The organism is Acidobacteriota bacterium, assembly GCA_016715115.1.
In the GTDB taxonomy this organism is placed as follows: Bacteria; Acidobacteriota; Blastocatellia; order Pyrinomonadales; family Pyrinomonadaceae; genus JAFDVJ01.
Map to the genome: position 1 here is coordinate 830,879 of JADKBM010000004.1, position 16,789 is coordinate 847,667.

The window sequence follows — 16,789 nt, forward strand, 5'->3', positions numbered from 1 at the left end:
CATCCCAAATCCCACATCCCACATCCCACATCCCAAATCCCAAATCCGCGCCGCTTGATACGACAGGCTTATACATACATCAGTCGAATCGGATCTTGTGTAAGCTTTTTGAATAAGGCAATGAAGCTTATAATTCGATCGGGATCACGTTCTTCAATTTCAAGAAATCTCGATGTTGTCTGCAACCGCAAGCACAGTTTCAACGGTTCACGAACGGGCGGTCGACGAATCCTTCGCCCCACCGTGCGTGTCTCCTGAAGAATTGTCAGGGGCGGTGCGACACGGGTTCCCCGTCGGACCGTTCGTCGTCGTTGCGTTGATCTTCTTCGTATTTCTCGGATCCGGGACCGTGAACGCGGAGGAAACGCTCATCCGCGTCAATCAGGTCGGTTTTCGTTCGGAAGATCCGAAGAGCGCCCTGATGATCTCGAAAAGCGAGTGGGGCGGTGAGTTTCTTGTCGTCGACGCCTTGACCGAATCCCCTGTTTTCGTCGGCACGATCCGAGGCGACAGCAAGCCGAATTGGGGAAGCCCGTTTCCGTTCACCTACATCCTTGATTTTTCAGACCTCAGAGCAGAAGGGCGGTTCTATCTGAAGTTCGAGCGGGCGACGAGCGAGTCGCCGCGGTTCACGATCGGCGACGACGCGGCCGTACAAGAGGACCTGCTGTTTTTTATGCGGCAACAGCGGTGCGGGTACAATCCGTTCCTCGATATGGTCTGCCATCAACGCGATGGTCGAACCTTTTATGCGCCGATCCCAGACGGATCGTTTGTCGATGCGAGCGGCGGTTGGCACGACGCCGGCGACCAGCTCAAATATCTGATCACGGCTTCGAACGCGACCGCTCGGATGCTGCTCGCTTACGAACTCGAAAGGGCGAAATTCGCCGACCGGGTCGACGATTACGGCCGGCCGCGCCCGAACGGTATCGCGGACGTGCTCGATGAAGCGAAATGGGGCCTTGATTGGATCGAGAAACTGCACCCGAAGCCCGATTGGCTGTTCCATCAGGTCGCCGATGACCGCGATCACAGGGGTTTCAAGCTTCCAGACCAGGACAACGCCGATTACGGCTGGGGAAAGAACAGTTATCGCCCCGTCTATTTTGCGGACGGAAAACCGCAGGGGCTGCGCGACTTCAAGAGCCGATCGACCGGCGTCGCGAACATCGCCGGGCGATCGGCCGCGGCGTTCGCGATGGCATCAAGGATCTGGCGCGCCGACCTGAAAGATCCGTCGAAAGCCGACGTTTATCTCAAACACGCGATCGATCTTTACGCGCTCGGGAAGGCGAAAGAAGGCTTCCAGCAGGGCAACTCGTACGGCGCGCCGTACCGTTACAACGAGGACACGTGGGCCGACGATATGGAATGGGCCGCGGCCGAACTGTTCAAGGCGACACGCAGGAAAGAGTACCTCGACGACGCGAAACGCTACGCGAAGAGGATCGGCGCGACATCCTGGATGGGCCGCGACACGGCCGAGCATTACCAGCTCTATCCGTTTATGAACGTCGGGCATTTCGCGCTGTACCCGCTTGTCGACTTCCGGACAAAGCGCGAGCTGGCGGGTTACTACCGTGAGAATCTCGAAGCGGTATCGAAACGCGCGTCGGGCAATTCCTATGGCATCGGCGTCCCGTTCATTTGGTGTTCGAACAACCTCGTCGTCAATCTTGTGACGCAGGCGATGCTGTACGAACAGATGACCGGCGACCGGCGTTTCCGTGAAATAGCCATCGCTCACCGTGACTGGTTGTTCGGACGCAATCCGTGGGGCACGTCGATGTTCGAAGGCATCCCGGCCGGCGGCGAATTCCCCGAGGACACGCATCTCCCGACCGTCCAGATCTTGAAGAAACAGGCGACCGGCGGCCTCGTGGACGGCCCGATCCAGGCTTCGACCTACAATGGCTTGATCGGGATCAGGCTTAACCAACCTGACGAGTTCGCGGCAGTACAGCCGAAAGAGATCGTCTATCACGACGATGTCGGGGATTATTCGACGAACGAGCCGACGATGGACGGCACGGCCGACGCGATTCTGATGACGGCGGCGTGGAGCGGAACCGAAAAGAGCGATCCGCGCTTCAGGTATGATCAGGGCGCGATCGTCCGCGGCGACGCGACAAAGAAACAACTCGCACTCGTCTTCACGGGGGACGAGTTCGCGGACGGCGCGGATAAGATCGCCGCCACCTTGTTGAAGAACAAGGTCAAGGCGTCGTTCTTCTTCACCGGCCGGTTCTACCGCTCGTTCGGCTCGGTCATCGAAAGGCTGAAACGCGACGGTCATTACCTCGGCGCGCACTCCGACGGGCATCTCCTTTATGCCGACTGGAACGACCGCTCGAAAACGCTGATCTCGCGGCAAGATCTTGAACTCGATCTGGCGCGCAACTATGCCGAGATGAAGCGATTCGGGTTCGGGCGCGACGACGCGCCGTATTTTCTCCCGCCGTTCGAATGGTACAACCGCAAGGTCGCTGAATGGACTTCGGAACTTGGCCTGAAGCTGATCAATTTCACGCCCGGGACGGGTTCGAACGCCGACTACACGACGCCGTCGATGAAGAACTACCAGTCGAGCGATGCGATCGAACGCAAGATCCTCGATTATGAATCAAAGAACGGCCTCAACGGATTCATCCTTCTGATTCACATCGGAACCGATCCCGAGCGGACCGACAAGTTCTATGATCGGCTGGACGCCTTGATTGGAATACTGCGATCGAAAGGCTACCGGATGGTCGGAATCGAGACCCTTCTGCGCTAGCTGATCGTTAACGACCGATCCGATGTTCCTGACAATGTCGCGGTATCGGGGATCGTTCCGAACAGGATCGAAAACGGTATCGGCAATCAGGAATGCCACCATAAACGCCCGGTTCTTCACCGCTTTTTGAAGGTGCTCAAGCGAACCTTCGGTGTCGCCGAGGCGGAGTCTGTTGATGGCGTAACCATAATCTGAACTAGCGTCGGTAGCGTTATGTTCAAGAAGCCAACTCAGATAAGCGTCGATCCCGCCGTTCACGAACGCGCTGCGACCCGTTTGAAAGTACGCGTCGGCCTCGGCCGAGCGTTGCCCGTTCGATTCCGGAAATCGAAACTGGATCACATCCGCCAGAAGAGATTCCTCGACCGCCTCGTCGAATCGGCCTTGCTTCAGATAGATCTCGACAGGGTGCTTGACGTTAACGGGAATCTGGCAGAAGTTGATTTCGTCGGATCACAATAGGGCAGCATCTTCTGATAGGGGGAAGAGGTGGAGCTTTCGAAGGCGGAACTCCGAACTACATATCGTGGCGGTTGGTGAGCGCCTTGTCCATCGTCACTTCGTCGACGAATTCGAGGTCGCTGCCGACCGGCATGCCCATCGCGATTCGCGTGACGCGGACGCCGAGCGGCTTCAGCAGACGCGCGATGTAGTTGGCCGTCGCTTCGCCTTCGGTCGTCGGATTGGTGGCGACGATCACTTCGGCTACCTCGACGCCGTCGTTGTTGGCCGGCATCAATCGCGGGAGCAGATTCGCAAGCATCAGTTCGTCGGGGCCGACGCCGCGGATCGGCGAAAGCGCACCGTGGAGAATGTGATAAAGGCCTTTGAACGAACGCGTCTTTTCGATCGCCACGAGGTTGTACGGTTCCTCGACGATGCAGATCATCGATCGGTCGCGGCTCGGTGAAGTGCAGTAAAGACAGGGATTGACGTCCGTCATATTGTTGCAGACGTCGCAGAAGACGATGCGTTCCTTGACTTCGTGAAGGGCGTCGACAAAACGCTCGACCTCGTCTTTCGGGCGCCGCAAGATGAAAAACGCCAACCGTTGGGCATTCTTATGGCCGATGCCGGGCAGGCGTTTGAATTCGTCGATCAATTTCGCGACGGGCTCAGAATAATCAAGCATTTGGGAATTGGGATATGGGATTTCGGATTTTGTGACTTCGGCAACCGCCTGAATCCGCAATCCGAAATCCCCAATCCGAAATCAGAACCCCAGTCCCGGCGGCAACATTCCACCGATCTGGCCTTTTAGTTTTTCTTCGACCTTGCGACGCGCTTCGCCGAGCGCGGCCATCGTCAGATCCTGGATCATCTCGACATCGCCGTCCTTGACGAGGTCGGGAGAGATAACGAGCTCGATGATTTCGAAATCGCCGCGCATCTTGACCGCCACGGCACCGCCGCCGGCCGATGCGTCGACGATCGTCGTCTTCATCTGTTTGCCCATTTCTTCCTGCATCTTCTGGGCCTGTTTCATCATTGAATTGAGATCCATTCCACCGGGAAATTTCATAAATCGCTGTTCCTCTTGAAAAAATATGATGGCAATTAAGCCCGAACAGTATATCACCGAGGATTGAAGATTCAAGATTCCAAAAGGGACTAAAAGAATTCCGGATTCCAAGAATTCCAGATTCCAGGAATTTCGGATTCCAGGAATTTCGGATTCCAGGAATTTCGGATTCCAGGCAAGAATTCCAGATTCCAGGCAAGAATTCCAGATTCCAGAAGGCTCTTTGATCTGGTGGAATCCTTTGGAATCCTATGGAATCCTTTGGAATCCTATGGAATCCTATGGAATCTTTGGAATCCCATGGAATCTTTGGAATCCCATGGAATCTTCGGAATCCTATGGAATCTTTGGAATCCTATGGAATCTTTGGAATCCTTTGGAATCCTTTGGAATCTTTGGAATCCCATGGAATCTTTGGAATCCTATGGAATCCTTTGGAATCCCATGGAATCTTTGGAATCCGATGGAATCCTTTGGAATCCTATGGAATCTTTGGAATCCTATGGAATCTTTGGAATCCTTTGGAATCCTTTGGAATCCTATGGAATCTTTGGAATCCTATGGAATCTTTGGAATCCTATGGAATCTTTGGAATCTGATGGAATCTTTGGAATCTGATGGAATTTCTAGAATCTTATGGAATCGCTGAAATCTTTGGAATTTGCTGGAATCTGTTGGAATGTTTGGAATCTCCGCAATCCCGAAATCGGTGCGACATGATAAGATACTGTTTCACGGATGAAAAAGTACGTCTTAAAACGCGACCGAGACTCACTTCCCGAACGGCTCACGCGGTACCGCGAAGAGCTTAACGAGGAGCAGTTTCGCGTGGTGACCGCAAAACCGGGCGCGGCGCTCGTCGTCGCCGGCGCCGGTACGGGCAAGACGCGGACGATCACGTATCGCGTCGCGCACCTCATCGAGCAGGGCGTTTCGCCCCACCGGATCATGCTCGCGACATTTACGAACCGGGCGGCGCGCGAAATGCTCCGTCGCGTCGAACAGCTTACGGGATCGCAGAACGTCCATAAAATTTGGGGCGGAACGTTTCATCGGATCGCGAATCTGATCCTGCGGCGTCACGCGGTTTCGATCGGCTACGCGAACAATTATTCGATCCTCGACGCCGAAGACGCGAAAGATCTTATCAATGTCGCGATCGACGAAACGCGCGTCGATACGAAATCAAAACGATTTCCGAAGGCCGAAGTCATCCAGGACATCATCTCATTCGCAAACAATACAGATCAGCCGATCGCCGATGTCATCATCCGCAAATATCCGAACTTTGAGCCGCTGACCGGACAGATCAAGCTCATCGACATCCATTATCAGGACCGAAAACGGCAGCGAAACGTGATGGATTACGACGATCTGCTGCTCAACTGGAAACGCCTCTTGCTCGAACGGCCCGAGATCGCCGAGGTTTACGCCGAACAGTTTCAGCACATACTCGTCGACGAATATCAGGACACGAACAAACTGCAGGCGGAGATCATCGATCTGATGGCCGTCAAGCACCGCAACGTGATGGTCGTCGGCGACGACGCGCAGAGCATATTCGCCTGGCGCGGGGCGGAGTTTACAAACATCTACGAATTCCCCGAGCGTTACCCCGAAGCAACGGGCTACAAACTCGAAACGAATTACCGCTCGACGCCGGAGATCCTCGGGCTCGCGAACACCTCGATCGCCCACAATCGCCGACAGTTTCCGAAAATGCTCAAGGCGGTCAAAAAATCGCGCGGATTTGCGCCGGCGCTGATCCCATGTTCTGACGTCGAACAGCAATCGGCGTTTATTGCTTCGAGAATTCTCGAACTCCGCGACGAAGGAACGTCGCTCGAAGACGTCGCGGTGCTTTACCGCTCGCATTATCACTGCCTGGAATTGCAGCTGGAGCTGACGCGCCGCAACATTCCGTACCGCGTCCAGTCCGGCGTCCGGTTTTTCGAACAGGCGCATATCAAGGACGTCATCTCGTATTTGAAGATCATCGTCAATCCGCGCGACGAGTTGGCCTGGAAGCGAATCCTGAAAATGATCCCGGGAGTCGGACCGGCAACGGCGAACAAGATATTTGGGAATTTGGGATTTGGGAATTCGGATCTGGGATTTGAACCGGTCCCGGGGTCGGCCGCAATCGCAAATCGCAAATCGCAAATCGCAAATCTAAAATCCCTCGCTCCGCCGAAGCTTCGCGATAAGCCGCAGTGGAAAGATTTCGTGAGGCTCATCGAGAAGCTCGTCTCGGACGAAAATCGTGAACGGCCTGCGAAGCAGATCGAGATGGTTCTGAATTCCGGATACGAGCAGTATTTGCAGGAGACATTCGAGAACGCCGAAATGCGCGCCGAGGACATCCGGCAACTCGCGCTTTATGCTTCGCGGTACGAGACGACCGAGGCGTTCCTTTCCGAACTGGCGCTGCTGTCGACCGAAAGGTTCAAGGAACCGACGCCGATCGGCGCCGAGGACGTTATCGAGGGCGGCGATCCGGACGAACTTCTGACGCTGTCGTCGATCCATCAGGCGAAAGGCGCGGAGTGGAAGGTCGTTTTTATGATCTGGACCGCCGAGGGTAAATTCCCTTCGCCGCGGTCCTTGCGCGAGATCGACAGCGAGGAAGAGGAACGCCGTCTCTGGTACGTCGCCCTGACGCGGGCGAAGGAAGAACTTTATCTGACGTATCCGCTGATGGTCGTCGATTACAACCGCCAGACGGTGCTCCAGAAACCCTCGCGGTTCATCCACGAATGCCCGCCCGCGATGTTCGAGATCTGGTCGCTCGAAGAAGAATCGCTTTCGTTTGACGCCCCCGTTGAAATTGCGGACAACGGACCGGAATTGCTGAATTGAGGTTAGCAAACCCGCCCGCAAATCCGATCGGGTTTCGGAGATGAATCTGCCGAGATTGCCGTCGTACCAGCGGGCGCGGTAGTAGTGTAATCCGGTGAAATCATCATCCTCGCGGCCGGTGAATTTGTATCTCCTCGCGAGATTGCCGGTCACCCAATTTGCGATTTGCGATTGCCGATTTGCGATTTCGGGCGCAGCGATCCACATTCTGAAATCGCCAATCCGAAATGCGTTGGGACCGTTGATGTATTTCGTCAGCGTTCCGGAATTGTCGGACTCGCGGACGTGCCTGAAAGGCTCGCAGACAATAGCGTCGGGAGAATCCCGACGAAATCATCTAACGGTTCGCCGTCCCTGAAGGCGATGCAGGACTGCAGTTTCCACTCCTGCGTCCCTTTCAGGGACACAAGATCATTTCCCGAATTCGAGTCGTCGGGATGCTCCCGACCCTATTGCCTTTGTCCCTTTCAGGGACGCATGCCGACCTGGTCGAAATTATAGGTTTCGGCCGGTTCCATCGGACTCGTCATTCCGGTCAGCCGGTCGACGAAGTCGTATTCGAACTCCCGGAACCTGCCCGGTTCCGTAATCTGCCCGATCCGGCTTGCGTTGTCATATTCGTACTGTCTGTCAAAGAGCGTCGCCGTCTGGCTCGTGTCCTTAAGCCGCTTCAGCCGGCTCATATTGTCGAACGTGTAAGTTGTGGTGACGCCGTTCGGAAAAGTCCTTGCTACGGGACGGTTGGCGGCATCGAACGTAAACCCGGTCTGGAACAAGGATACGGTACTCACTGTCGATTCGCGGCGATCGATTGCCCTTAAGGCGACCGCTTATAACAAAACGGGCCTGAGGTTAATCGGCGAACTTTCGAGGAATCGCCGGCTCAAATTGCGCGAGACAGAAATCCGGCAACCGCCAAGAACGGCGAACGTCAGTTCTCTTCGTAAATCTGTTCGATGATCGTCGCGTACCGTTCGTTGACGACGCGGCGCTTTATCTTGAGCGTCGGAGTCAGTTCACCGCCTTCGACCGTGAGTTCTTTGTGCAGCAGCGCGATGCGTTTCACCCTTTCGTAGTTTGAGAGTTCCTGCGTGTATTCGTTCACTTCGCGTTCGAAAAACTGAATCACGCGCTCGTGCGCGCAGACCTCGTCGGGCTTGTCGAGATCAAGGCCATGTTCCTTTGCAAAGCTCGCAAGTTGATCAAAACTCGGCACGATGAGCGCGGCCGGAAACTTTCGTTCGTTTCCGACGAGTACGACCTGACTGACGAAACGCGAGCCTTTGATCATCTGCTCGATCGGCGACGGCGCGATGTACTTCCCGCCCGAGGTCTTGAAAAGTTCCTTCTTGCGGTCGGTGATCCGCAGAAAACCATCGTCGTCGAATTGTCCGATGTCGCCGGTTTTGAACCAGCCGTCTTCGGTGAAAACATCGCGCGTCGCGTCCGGTTTGTTGTAATAGCCGAGCATCACATTCGGACCGAACGTCTCGATCTCTCCGTCCTCAGCGATGCGAACCTGCACGTTTCGGATCGGTTTTCCGACGGTTCCGAGTTTGACGTTGGCCGGATTGGAGGATGTGATCACGGGAGAAGTTTCTGTCAGTCCGTAACCCTGCATTATCGCCACGCCGGCGCCGTTGAAGATCAAATAGATAGTGTCCGAGAGCGCCGCGCCGCCGGTGATGCAGAATCGCAGCCTTCCGCCAAAAAACTCGCGGAGCTTCGAAAAGACTATTTTGTCGGCGATCGAGTATTTCAACCAGAGCGCAGTCGAGATCGATTCGCCTTTCTCACGACAGAGCGCGTACTCCTTGCCGACGTCGATCGCCCAGTCGAAGATCTTCTCCTTGATCGGGCTCGCCTGCGCGGCCTTCAATTTGGCCTTTGCGTAGACTTTCTCGAACAATCGCGGAACGCCGACGAACATCGTCGGACGAACTTCGAGAAGGTTGTCAGCGACCTTCTCGAGCGATTCGGCAAAATGGACCGCCATTCCGTTGAAAATGTAAAGATACATTCCCGTCCGCTCAAAAACGTGCGACAGCGGCAACACGGAAAGCGGCACGTCTTTGTCGGTGAAGTTGTACTTTTCGCCGGCGTCGATCACGTTCGAAACGAGATTCGAATGCGTGAGCATCACGCCTTTCGGCTCACCGGTGGTTCCGGAAGTGTAGATCAGCGTGGCGATGTCGTCGGCGGTGACCTTCGACATAAGTTCGCCGATGAGTTCGGGGTTTTCGTCGTGGAGTTTTTCGCCGAGCGATTCGAGTTCCGCGAGCGGCATCAAGTTTTCGCCGTCAATTCCGTCGGCGTTGAAGAAGACGATCTTCTCGATCGAGGGACAATCCTGAAAGATGTCACGCAGACGCTCGTAGGCGTCCTTGTTTTCGACAAAAAAGACCTTTGCACCCGAATCCTTGACGATGTAGGCGACGGCGTTTGGAGCAAGCGTCGTGTAAATCGGAACATCGATCACGCCGCTCAACTGGCAACCGGCGTCGGCGATCGTCCAGTCGGGCGAGTTTGCCGCAAGGATAGCCGCCTTGTCGTCTTTTCTGAGACCGAGAGAATATAGTCCGAGCGCGATGCGGTCGGCGCGGGCGATCATTTCGTCGGACGATATCTTGCGCCATTCGCCATCGTGTTTGGAGTTCAGCGCATCGGCGCGGTTATGCGTTTTCGCCGCATTGCGAAACAGTTCGCCGAGAGTTTTCGGTTCGTTCGGGTAAAGCGGGATGCGGACGATTGGTTCGACTTTGCTCATTTTTGCAGAACACCTCCGAAGAACACTTTCAACACCTCGTCGGCCATCGGCGCGAGCGGATAGGATTTATTCGAGAGAATCCAGTTCGTGACCATCTCGTCGAGCGCGCCGTAGAGCATCTTGGCGACGATGATCGGCTTCAAATCCTTGCGGAAAACGCCTTCTTTCTGACCTTCGGCGATCGTCGCGCGGATGATGTCCAGGTATTCGGCGAATCCGGCTGCCGAGAATTCCTGCATATGCTTCGTCGAGCCGCGAAGTTCGACCTGGAAAACGATCGCGAGGTCGCGGTCGGCACCCAGCCGTTCAAGATGCAGATGCGCGATGCGGCGCAGTTTTTCCTCAGCGCCATCGAGTTCGGCCAGTTCCTTTCTGCCTTCGGCGATAAAATCACTCATCGCGCGATCAAAGAACGACCGCAGAATATCGTCCTTGCTCTTGAAATAAAGATAGACGGTGCCGTCGGCGACGCCCGCCTCCTTGGCAATATCGGCAACCTTCGAATTGAAATAGCCTTTGCCCGCGAAAACCTTGATGGCCGCGCGAAGGATCGCTTCGCGTTTGTCGCTGACGAATGGTTTTGGTGTTGAACGAGACATACGATTTTGGATTTCTGATTTGGGAATTCGGATTTAGTTCCGCCAAATGCTTGTCCGAATTCCGATTTCTAAATCGGGATCGCGGATATTTCGGATCTATTCTTTCGCCAAACCAATATGAATGAATCGTCATTCATTTGCACGTTAAACTTACCGAAAAGTCGCGGTTAAATCAACAAGAAAATCGGCGATTACACAATTCTTACAGGACCGACGCAAGACCGGGATGGTCGCCTGCGTGCGATGGCGAAAATCTCGTCGCGATATGTTAGATTCGATTTTGGAATTTATGACGAAAAAGGTTTATAACTTCAGCGCCGGGCCGGCGATCATTCCGCGGGAAGTTCTCGAGATCGCGCAGCGCGAACTGATCTCGTTTGAAGGCATCGGAATGAGCGTGATGGAGATCAGCCATCGCTCGAAGACGTTCGCGGGCGTGCTCCATCGCGCCGAATCGGGAATCAGAAACCTTCTTGACGTGCCCGACAATTACCGCATTTTGTTTCTGCAAGGCGGTGCGTCTTTGCAGTTTTCGATGATCCCGATGAACTTTCTCAAAGGATCGGCCGATTACATCGTGACCGGCGCGTGGGGGAAGAAGGCGGTCAAAGAGGCGCGCAAGTGCGGGAATGTGAACGTCATCTGCACGACGGAACCGACGGGCTTTCGTTCGGTCCCGTCGCCCGAAGAACTCAGCTTTTCGCCCGGCGCGGACTATGTTCATTACTGTTCGAACGAAACGATCGACGGCGTCGAATTCAAGTATGACCTCGACGCCGGCGGCATTCCGGTTGTTTGCGACGCGTCGTCGAATATCCTCTCGAAGCCGATCGATATAGAGAAATACGCGATTGTTTACGCCGGCGCGCAGAAGAACATCGGTCCCTCGGGCGTGACATTGGTGATCATCCGCGACGATCTCCTCGAACGCGTCCCGGAAAATCAGCATTCGATGCTCGATTACCGCGCGCTGGCGGCGAACGATTCAATGCTCAACACGCCGAACACCTGGGGAATCTACTTGATCAGTTTGGTTTGCGACTGGCTTGAACGCCGCGGCGGCGTTGCCGGAATCGAGCGGTTGAACGAGGAGAAGGCTCGAATTTTGTATGACGCGATCGATTCGAGCGACGGGTTTTACAGCGGCCACGCCGAACGCGCGGCGCGCTCAGTGATGAACGTCACGTTTCGATTGCCGTCCGAAGAACTCGAATCTCGCTTCGTCGCCGAAGCGACCGCCGCCGGTTTCGCCGGCATCAAAGGCCACCGTTCCGTCGGCGGCATCCGCGCCTCGATCTACAATGCCTTCCCGAAAGAAGGCGTTGAAAGATTCGTCGAATTTATGCGGAACTTCGAGCGGACTCCCGGTTGATCATTCGACAAAATAGATCACCAGGATCGCAACAAATCCCGTGGTGCCAATCGTCAGCCAAAGCAGACTAACGACGGTGGGAAGACGCCCCTCGGTCATCGTGGATCTTGCTTTCGCGGACTCGCTAATGCAGAATGGCACGTCATTTGAATGAAATGTCACCTCATTCAAACGATAGAATGCCTCGTAGGTATTCTCGAAGGTTGTCACACCGGGCAATCGTGCCTCGATTGATTTCAATTGAAGGCGTCGAAATCGAATGTACTCGCTATTGCGTATCTGAACTTTGTGCCAGACCCTTGAGACCGCGATTCCAAAAATCGAAAAGACAATTGCGGTCGCACCGAGATAATGAGTTGGCGCTTTTAGCGCCGTTAACGCGGCCAAGACCGTAAGTAGCAGTGTGTTTACATTGAGAAAAGTGGTGTTTCGATGTTGACGCAAAATGTCATCGTGCTGCCAAAGGGTTAGATTTGCCTGATATTCGGCGATCAACAACGAAGTATCAGCCGCAACTTCAAGGACTGGTGGTTCAGATGCATTCTTCACTTTTCGTGGCATATTCTCCCTCGCCCCAATTAGAAACTGATGGCAATCGACGGAATTCGAAGGTCACTCCAAAATGGGAAAGCGGCGCCCGAACATAAGATCTGACGCACTCAATCCCCAATTCTCAAATCAAGACGCCTGATTCGCGTAATAAATCTCTTCATACGGCTGGAGCACGACCCATCCCTGGCCTTGGAACGCAAGCTGGAACGATTCGCCGGAACCGCGCCCGAAAAAGGTCTTGAGCGAGATGTCGGTCTTGATCGTCGGCTGCAGATTGCCCGACCACGCGACGGTCGCGTTCGGGTCGGTGAAAACCGGATACTCGGGCGTGACGACGAGCGTGATCGGATCGAAATGCGTCGTGATCGCGACCATTCCCGTGCCGCCGAGCTGCATATTGAACAAACCGCCCGCAGCCATTCCGGCAACGCGGCGCATCATTTTGATGTCCCATTGAATGGCGTCTTCGAACGCAAGAATGTTGTTGCCGTTGACGTAGAACATCTCGTTCTGAAGATTCAGGATGCGCACCTTCTTTCCGCTTTCGGCGAAATAAACGCGGCCTTGCCCTTCGGCCTTCATCATCGGCGTCGATTCGCCCGAGACGGCCTTTTTCAGAAATTTTCCGATCCCGCCTTCGAGCACGCCTTCGCGTTCGAATTTGACGTTCCCCATATAGCCGATCATCGAGCCGAGCTTCGCCCAGACGCGACCGTTGAGATTAACCTCAAGAAGATAAGGATTTTCGAGTTCGAAAAACTCGCGTTTGCTTTCCTGCTGCGCCGTTTGCTGCAGAAAACTCTGCATCGTGTATTTTGACATTCTCTTTTTACTCCGTTTTGTTTTTCTATAATAACGCCGGGTCAGTCTCTCATCTCAAGCTTTCGACCCAAGCGGTCGAAGTGAAAGCTTCAAGCGACCAGCATCAAACAATCAATCAATTCAGCTACCTCGCCGTGACCCACCGTTCGAAGATCGATGGCGACGTTTCCATCAACTATTCTCGTGATGACCGGCGGATCTGACAAGCGCAACCGTTCCTCAAATCTCGCCGCCGAAAGCCGCGAATGTTCGAGCGCGATGAGAGCCGTTTCGGGTTGCACGGCCGGGGCCGAGCCGCCGCCGATAACCGAATGGCCGGGAATTACAGTCGCTTTCATTATGGTTGACGCGTTCAGGCGCGCAGCGAAGTCGGCGGCCCGCGCTTCAAGATCTTCCTTCCTCGACGAAAGCATTCGCAATACCGGAATTTCGTCGAGCGGTTCGCGACGGTACGCTTCGAGCGTCGCTTCGAGCGCGGCGTAGGCAAGTTTGTCCACGCGGAGTGCTCGATACAACGGATGCTTTCGGATGCGCTCGATGACATCGCTGCGGCCGACGATCAACCCGGATTGAACCCCGCCGAGCAATTTGTCGCCGCTGAAGGTAACAACGTCCGCACCTGCGGCGATCGAGACGGGGATCACCGGTTCGTCACGCAGACCAAATTCGCCGAGATCGAACAATGCCCCTGATCCGGCGTCTTCGAATAGAACCAATCCGTTGCGATGCGCGAGTTCGGCGAGTTCTGAAAGCTCGGGCGCGGCGGTGAATCCGACGATCCGGTAGTTTGACGGGTGAACCTTGAGGATCAAACGCGTTCCGTCATTGATCGCGCGTTCGTAATCGGCGAGCTTCGTGCGGTTGGTCGTGCCGACTTCCCTGAGAACTGCGCCGGATTCGGTCAGAACGTCCGGAACGCGAAAGTCGCCGCCGATCTCGACGAGTTCGCCGCGCGAGATGACGACCTCGCCGCCGCAGGCCAGTACGCGCAGGACAAGAAACGCGGCGGCGGCGCAGTTGTTGACGATCAAGGCGGATTCAGCCCCGGTCAGTTCGGCCAGCAGGCACTCGGCACGCGCGCCGCGTTTTCCGCGCCGGCCGGTTTCCAGGCTGTATTCGAGATTGCAGTAACCTGACGCATTTGAAATCGCTTGCCGGGCGGCCTCAGACAACGGCGCGCGGCCGAGGTTCGTGTGAATGACGACGCCGGACGCGTTGATGACACGCTTCGATCCGGTTCCAAGTTCTTTTCGCCAAAAGGTTTCAAGACGTCGCTCAGATTCTTCCAGGAGCGATTCGCGGCTCGCACCCGAGAAAGCGCCGTCGCGGAGGTCACGCCTAACCGAGTCCGTCACGGCACGCGCCAGCACAGTCAGATGTTTGGCACCCGTTGAACGCAAAATCGAGTTCGCGGTTTCGGTGCGGAGAACTGAGTCGACCGGCGGAACCATCGCCAGTCTTTCCTGTTCGGTTTCCATTCAGCCATTCTAGCCGATGAGGCGGTTGAGCGGAAGAGCTTTAACGGCTTCGGACGAACTGCGCCTTTCGGTTTCGGCCACCCGTAATCAAAGCCCTACGCTTTTTCAGCGAAGCGGGCGAGAAAAGTTAGGAACAACCTGCCGTTTAGCAGTTTTTATTAGAAGGCGGTTCATCCGCGGACTTCATTCCCTACCAATCAACAAAATGGCGATCCTAGGAAACAAACTCAGCCGGCAGACGGCGACGAAACAGGAAGACTCGGCGTTGCTCGATCAACAACTCGCGCGACTCGAAGAAGATATCCGCAAACTCAAGATCGATTTTGACATCTTCTTCAACGGCTCGACCAAACGTCCGCCGCTCGAGGCCCGCGGCCGCGTCGAGGCGAATCTCAAGCGGATCAGCGACAACCGCAATCTGACATACGCGCAACGTTATTTTTTCAACACGCTGATGTCGCGCTTTACCTCTTATCGTGAACTTTGGCGGCGGATCCTCAAGAAACGAGGCGAGGAGATCTGAATTCGAGCCGCAAAAAAGCGGCCCCAAAAGCCGCTTTCCTCGTCGATGTAAAAACCGTCGAAAAATGATCTAACGTCAAACTTTCATTACGTTTTCTGCCTGCGGCCCTTTCGGTCCGTTCGTAACTTCAAACTCGACTTCCTGCCCTTGCGCCAAGGTCTTATAGCCGTCGCCGGAAATCGCGCTGTAATGCACGAAAATATCCTGTTCGCCGGGTTTTTCAATAAAACCATAGCCCTTTGCGTTGTTAAACCACTTAACTTTTCCGATCGTTTTTGACATATCCATCAATTCCTCCTGCAAACTTCAGTGAATTCAGTTTTTTTGAATCTCTCGATTCGCTTCCTATCAATTCTTGGCCGCAAGCGTTTCATTAATAAACACAGGCAATTGAACAAAAATCCGCGTTTCTCAAGGGCAAACTACCTTGATGAATCTGGATTCACAGAAATGTTTCGAAAAACCATTTCCAAATTAGTCGAAAACCTTAAAATGCAAGATTTTTGGGGATTAATTATGTGTTGTTTTTTGATAGAACGTCCGAGAATTTAACCAAAATCGGATTTAATGTCAAGACACTTCATAAGCATTCTGGAAATTTGTTACAAAATCATAACAAAATTGACATAACGGGCTTTGTGGACGATTATTGGACTGATTTTGCGGGCGGTTTTTGGCGGACGTTTGGCGCCATCGACGGAAGGTGTTCTTACCACCCGCTGCCATTTGACCTATGACTGAATACGGAAAAAATCCCGCGCTCTCATACAACAAATACCTGAAGGTTCCGGAACTGATCGACTTGCAAGAGACGCTCTCGGAACCGACCAGCCACGACGAATTGCTGTTCATCATTATTCATCAGACCTACGAGCTCTGGTTCAAACAGATTCTCCACGAAGTCGATGCGACGCTCGGATGGCTTGGCGAAGGGCGTATGTTCCGCGCAAATCACTCGCTCAAAGCCGTGACGTCGATCGAGAAGATAATGGTCTCGCAGATCCATATTCTCGAATCGATGGCGCAGATCGGATTTCTCGAGTTTCGCGATCGACTCAATCCGGCAAGCGGATTTCAGTCTATGCAATTTCGGGAATTGGAGTTTTCTTCGGGCGCGAAGGACGAGAAAATCCTGAAGTTCTTTGAATTTGACGAGTTCGCCCACAAACGGCTCGAGAAGCGCTACAACACGCCGTCGCTCGCGGATGCATTCTGGGAACTACTGAAACGCAACGGTTTCGCGGTCTCGACGGACGACGATCGAGTCGCGTCGATCGTTCAGATATTGAGAAAACCCGAAACCTATCCGGACCTTTTCAATATGCAGGACCTGTTGATCGATCACGACGAGAATATCGCACTGTGGCGCTATCATCACGTGCTGATGGTCGAGAGAATGCTGGGAATGAAACGCGGCACCGGCGGTTCCGAAGGCGCGGGCTATTTGCGGACGACGCTCTCGAAGAAGTTTTTCCCCGAGATATGGGAGGCGCGAACGCACCTCGAATTGTAGACG

15 protein-coding genes and 1 pseudogene are annotated in these 16,789 nt (G+C 54.4%); 6 read left to right on the plus strand and 10 right to left on the minus strand.

What is annotated here, in order from left to right; translation table 11 throughout:
- The first annotated feature begins 172 nt into the window (after positions 1–172).
- Positions 173–2,779, plus strand: a complete 2,607-nt coding sequence (locus tag IPN69_05840) for a glycoside hydrolase family 9 protein (protein MBK8810241.1) — start codon at positions 173–175, stop codon at positions 2,777–2,779.
- 213 nt (positions 2,780–2,992) lie between these two features.
- Positions 2,993–3,241: a hypothetical protein gene (locus IPN69_05845; protein MBK8810242.1), complete on the plus strand. Its 249-nt coding sequence runs from the start codon at positions 2,993–2,995 to the stop codon at positions 3,239–3,241.
- A 55-nt stretch (positions 3,242–3,296) separates the two neighbouring features.
- Here the strand turns inward: IPN69_05845 and recR are convergent, their stop codons facing one another.
- Together recR and IPN69_05855 are read right to left on the minus strand one after the other, a co-directional pair.
- Entirely contained in the window at positions 3,297–3,911 is a 615-nt protein-coding gene (gene recR, locus IPN69_05850) for a recombination protein RecR (GenBank protein MBK8810243.1), read from the minus strand.
- 81 nt (positions 3,912–3,992) lie between these two features.
- Positions 3,993–4,301 carry a YbaB/EbfC family nucleoid-associated protein gene (locus tag IPN69_05855; protein MBK8810244.1) on the minus strand — a complete coding sequence of 103 codons (309 nt, stop codon included), beginning with the start codon at positions 4,299–4,301 and terminating at the stop codon, positions 3,993–3,995.
- Between the two features lie 738 nt (positions 4,302–5,039).
- Between IPN69_05855 and IPN69_05860 the strand changes: the two genes are divergently transcribed.
- A complete protein-coding gene (locus IPN69_05860; GenBank protein MBK8810245.1) occupies positions 5,040–7,160 on the plus strand; it encodes an ATP-dependent helicase in 2,121 nt (706 codons plus the stop codon).
- A 30-nt stretch (positions 7,161–7,190) separates the two neighbouring features.
- Here IPN69_05860 and IPN69_05865 read toward each other — a convergent pair.
- The 4 genes and pseudogenes from IPN69_05865 to IPN69_05880 all read right to left on the minus strand — a co-directional run bounded on the left by IPN69_05865 (position 7,191) and on the right by IPN69_05880 (position 10,526).
- A pseudogene (locus IPN69_05865) lies at positions 7,191–7,367 on the minus strand (hypothetical protein).
- Between the two features lie 260 nt (positions 7,368–7,627).
- Positions 7,628–7,951: an RHS repeat protein gene (locus IPN69_05870; protein ID MBK8810246.1), complete on the minus strand. Its 324-nt coding sequence runs from the start codon at positions 7,949–7,951 to the stop codon at positions 7,628–7,630.
- Between the two features lie 140 nt (positions 7,952–8,091).
- Positions 8,092–9,927: a long-chain fatty acid--CoA ligase gene (locus tag IPN69_05875; GenBank protein MBK8810247.1), complete on the minus strand. Its 1,836-nt coding sequence runs from the start codon at positions 9,925–9,927 to the stop codon at positions 8,092–8,094.
- Positions 9,924–10,526: a TetR/AcrR family transcriptional regulator gene (locus IPN69_05880; protein ID MBK8810248.1), complete on the minus strand. Its 603-nt coding sequence runs from the start codon at positions 10,524–10,526 to the stop codon at positions 9,924–9,926. The genes IPN69_05875 and IPN69_05880 overlap by 4 nt, the downstream gene beginning before the upstream one ends.
- A 289-nt stretch (positions 10,527–10,815) precedes the next feature.
- On the opposite strand from IPN69_05880, the gene serC reads away from it, so the two are divergent.
- On the plus strand, positions 10,816–11,898 hold the full coding sequence (gene serC, locus IPN69_05885) for a 3-phosphoserine/phosphohydroxythreonine transaminase (protein MBK8810249.1): 1,083 nt from the start codon (positions 10,816–10,818) through the stop codon (positions 11,896–11,898).
- On the opposite strand, the gene IPN69_05890 is transcribed toward serC, so the two are convergent.
- The 3 genes from IPN69_05890 to IPN69_05900 all read right to left on the minus strand — a co-directional run bounded on the left by IPN69_05890 (position 11,899) and on the right by IPN69_05900 (position 14,750).
- Positions 11,899–12,459, minus strand: a complete 561-nt coding sequence (locus tag IPN69_05890) for a hypothetical protein (protein ID MBK8810250.1) — start codon at positions 12,457–12,459, stop codon at positions 11,899–11,901.
- Positions 12,460–12,576: 117 nt separating this feature from the next.
- On the minus strand, positions 12,577–13,272 hold the full coding sequence (locus IPN69_05895; protein MBK8810251.1) for an AIM24 family protein: 696 nt from the start codon (positions 13,270–13,272) through the stop codon (positions 12,577–12,579).
- Positions 13,273–13,361: 89 nt separating this feature from the next.
- Positions 13,362–14,750, minus strand: coding sequence for an L-seryl-tRNA(Sec) selenium transferase (locus tag IPN69_05900; GenBank protein MBK8810252.1), 1,389 nt, complete (start codon positions 14,748–14,750; stop codon positions 13,362–13,364).
- Positions 14,751–14,955: 205 nt separating this feature from the next.
- On the opposite strand from IPN69_05900, the gene IPN69_05905 reads away from it, so the two are divergent.
- The gene (locus IPN69_05905) at positions 14,956–15,273 is read left to right on the plus strand and encodes a hypothetical protein (GenBank protein ID MBK8810253.1); all 318 of its coding nucleotides are present in this window, start codon (positions 14,956–14,958) and stop codon (positions 15,271–15,273) included.
- A 75-nt stretch (positions 15,274–15,348) separates the two neighbouring features.
- On the opposite strand, the gene IPN69_05910 is transcribed toward IPN69_05905, so the two are convergent.
- Positions 15,349–15,555: a cold shock domain-containing protein gene (locus IPN69_05910; GenBank protein ID MBK8810254.1), complete on the minus strand. Its 207-nt coding sequence runs from the start codon at positions 15,553–15,555 to the stop codon at positions 15,349–15,351.
- A gap of 451 nt (positions 15,556–16,006) precedes the next feature.
- On the opposite strand from IPN69_05910, the gene IPN69_05915 reads away from it, so the two are divergent.
- Positions 16,007–16,786, plus strand: a complete 780-nt coding sequence (locus IPN69_05915; protein MBK8810255.1) for a tryptophan 2,3-dioxygenase — start codon at positions 16,007–16,009, stop codon at positions 16,784–16,786.
- Positions 16,787–16,789 lie beyond the last annotated feature (3 nt).

Excerpts from the sequence above, each read along its gene's own strand:
- IPN69_05860 (MBK8810245.1), top strand. The coding sequence starts at position 5,040 with ATGAAAAAGTACGTCTTAAAACGCGACCGAGACTCACTTCCCGAACGG.
- IPN69_05905 (MBK8810253.1), top strand. The coding sequence starts at position 14,956 with ATGGCGATCCTAGGAAACAAACTCAGCCGGCAGACGGCGACGAAACAG.
- IPN69_05890 (MBK8810250.1), bottom strand. The coding sequence starts at position 12,459 with ATGCCACGAAAAGTGAAGAATGCATCTGAACCACCAGTCCTTGAAGTT.
- IPN69_05895 (MBK8810251.1), bottom strand. The coding sequence starts at position 13,272 with ATGTCAAAATACACGATGCAGAGTTTTCTGCAGCAAACGGCGCAGCAG.
- IPN69_05840 (MBK8810241.1), top strand. The coding sequence starts at position 173 with ATGTTGTCTGCAACCGCAAGCACAGTTTCAACGGTTCACGAACGGGCG.
- IPN69_05915 (MBK8810255.1), top strand. The coding sequence starts at position 16,007 with ATGACTGAATACGGAAAAAATCCCGCGCTCTCATACAACAAATACCTG.
- IPN69_05855 (MBK8810244.1), bottom strand. The coding sequence starts at position 4,301 with ATGAAATTTCCCGGTGGAATGGATCTCAATTCAATGATGAAACAGGCC.
- IPN69_05910 (MBK8810254.1), bottom strand. The coding sequence starts at position 15,555 with ATGTCAAAAACGATCGGAAAAGTTAAGTGGTTTAACAACGCAAAGGGC.
- IPN69_05875 (MBK8810247.1), bottom strand. The coding sequence starts at position 9,927 with ATGAGCAAAGTCGAACCAATCGTCCGCATCCCGCTTTACCCGAACGAA.
- IPN69_05880 (MBK8810248.1), bottom strand. The coding sequence starts at position 10,526 with ATGTCTCGTTCAACACCAAAACCATTCGTCAGCGACAAACGCGAAGCG.
- serC (MBK8810249.1), top strand. The coding sequence starts at position 10,816 with ATGACGAAAAAGGTTTATAACTTCAGCGCCGGGCCGGCGATCATTCCG.
- recR (MBK8810243.1), bottom strand. The coding sequence starts at position 3,911 with ATGCTTGATTATTCTGAGCCCGTCGCGAAATTGATCGACGAATTCAAA.
- IPN69_05845 (MBK8810242.1), top strand. The coding sequence starts at position 2,993 with ATGTTCAAGAAGCCAACTCAGATAAGCGTCGATCCCGCCGTTCACGAA.
- IPN69_05900 (MBK8810252.1), bottom strand. The coding sequence starts at position 14,750 with ATGGAAACCGAACAGGAAAGACTGGCGATGGTTCCGCCGGTCGACTCA.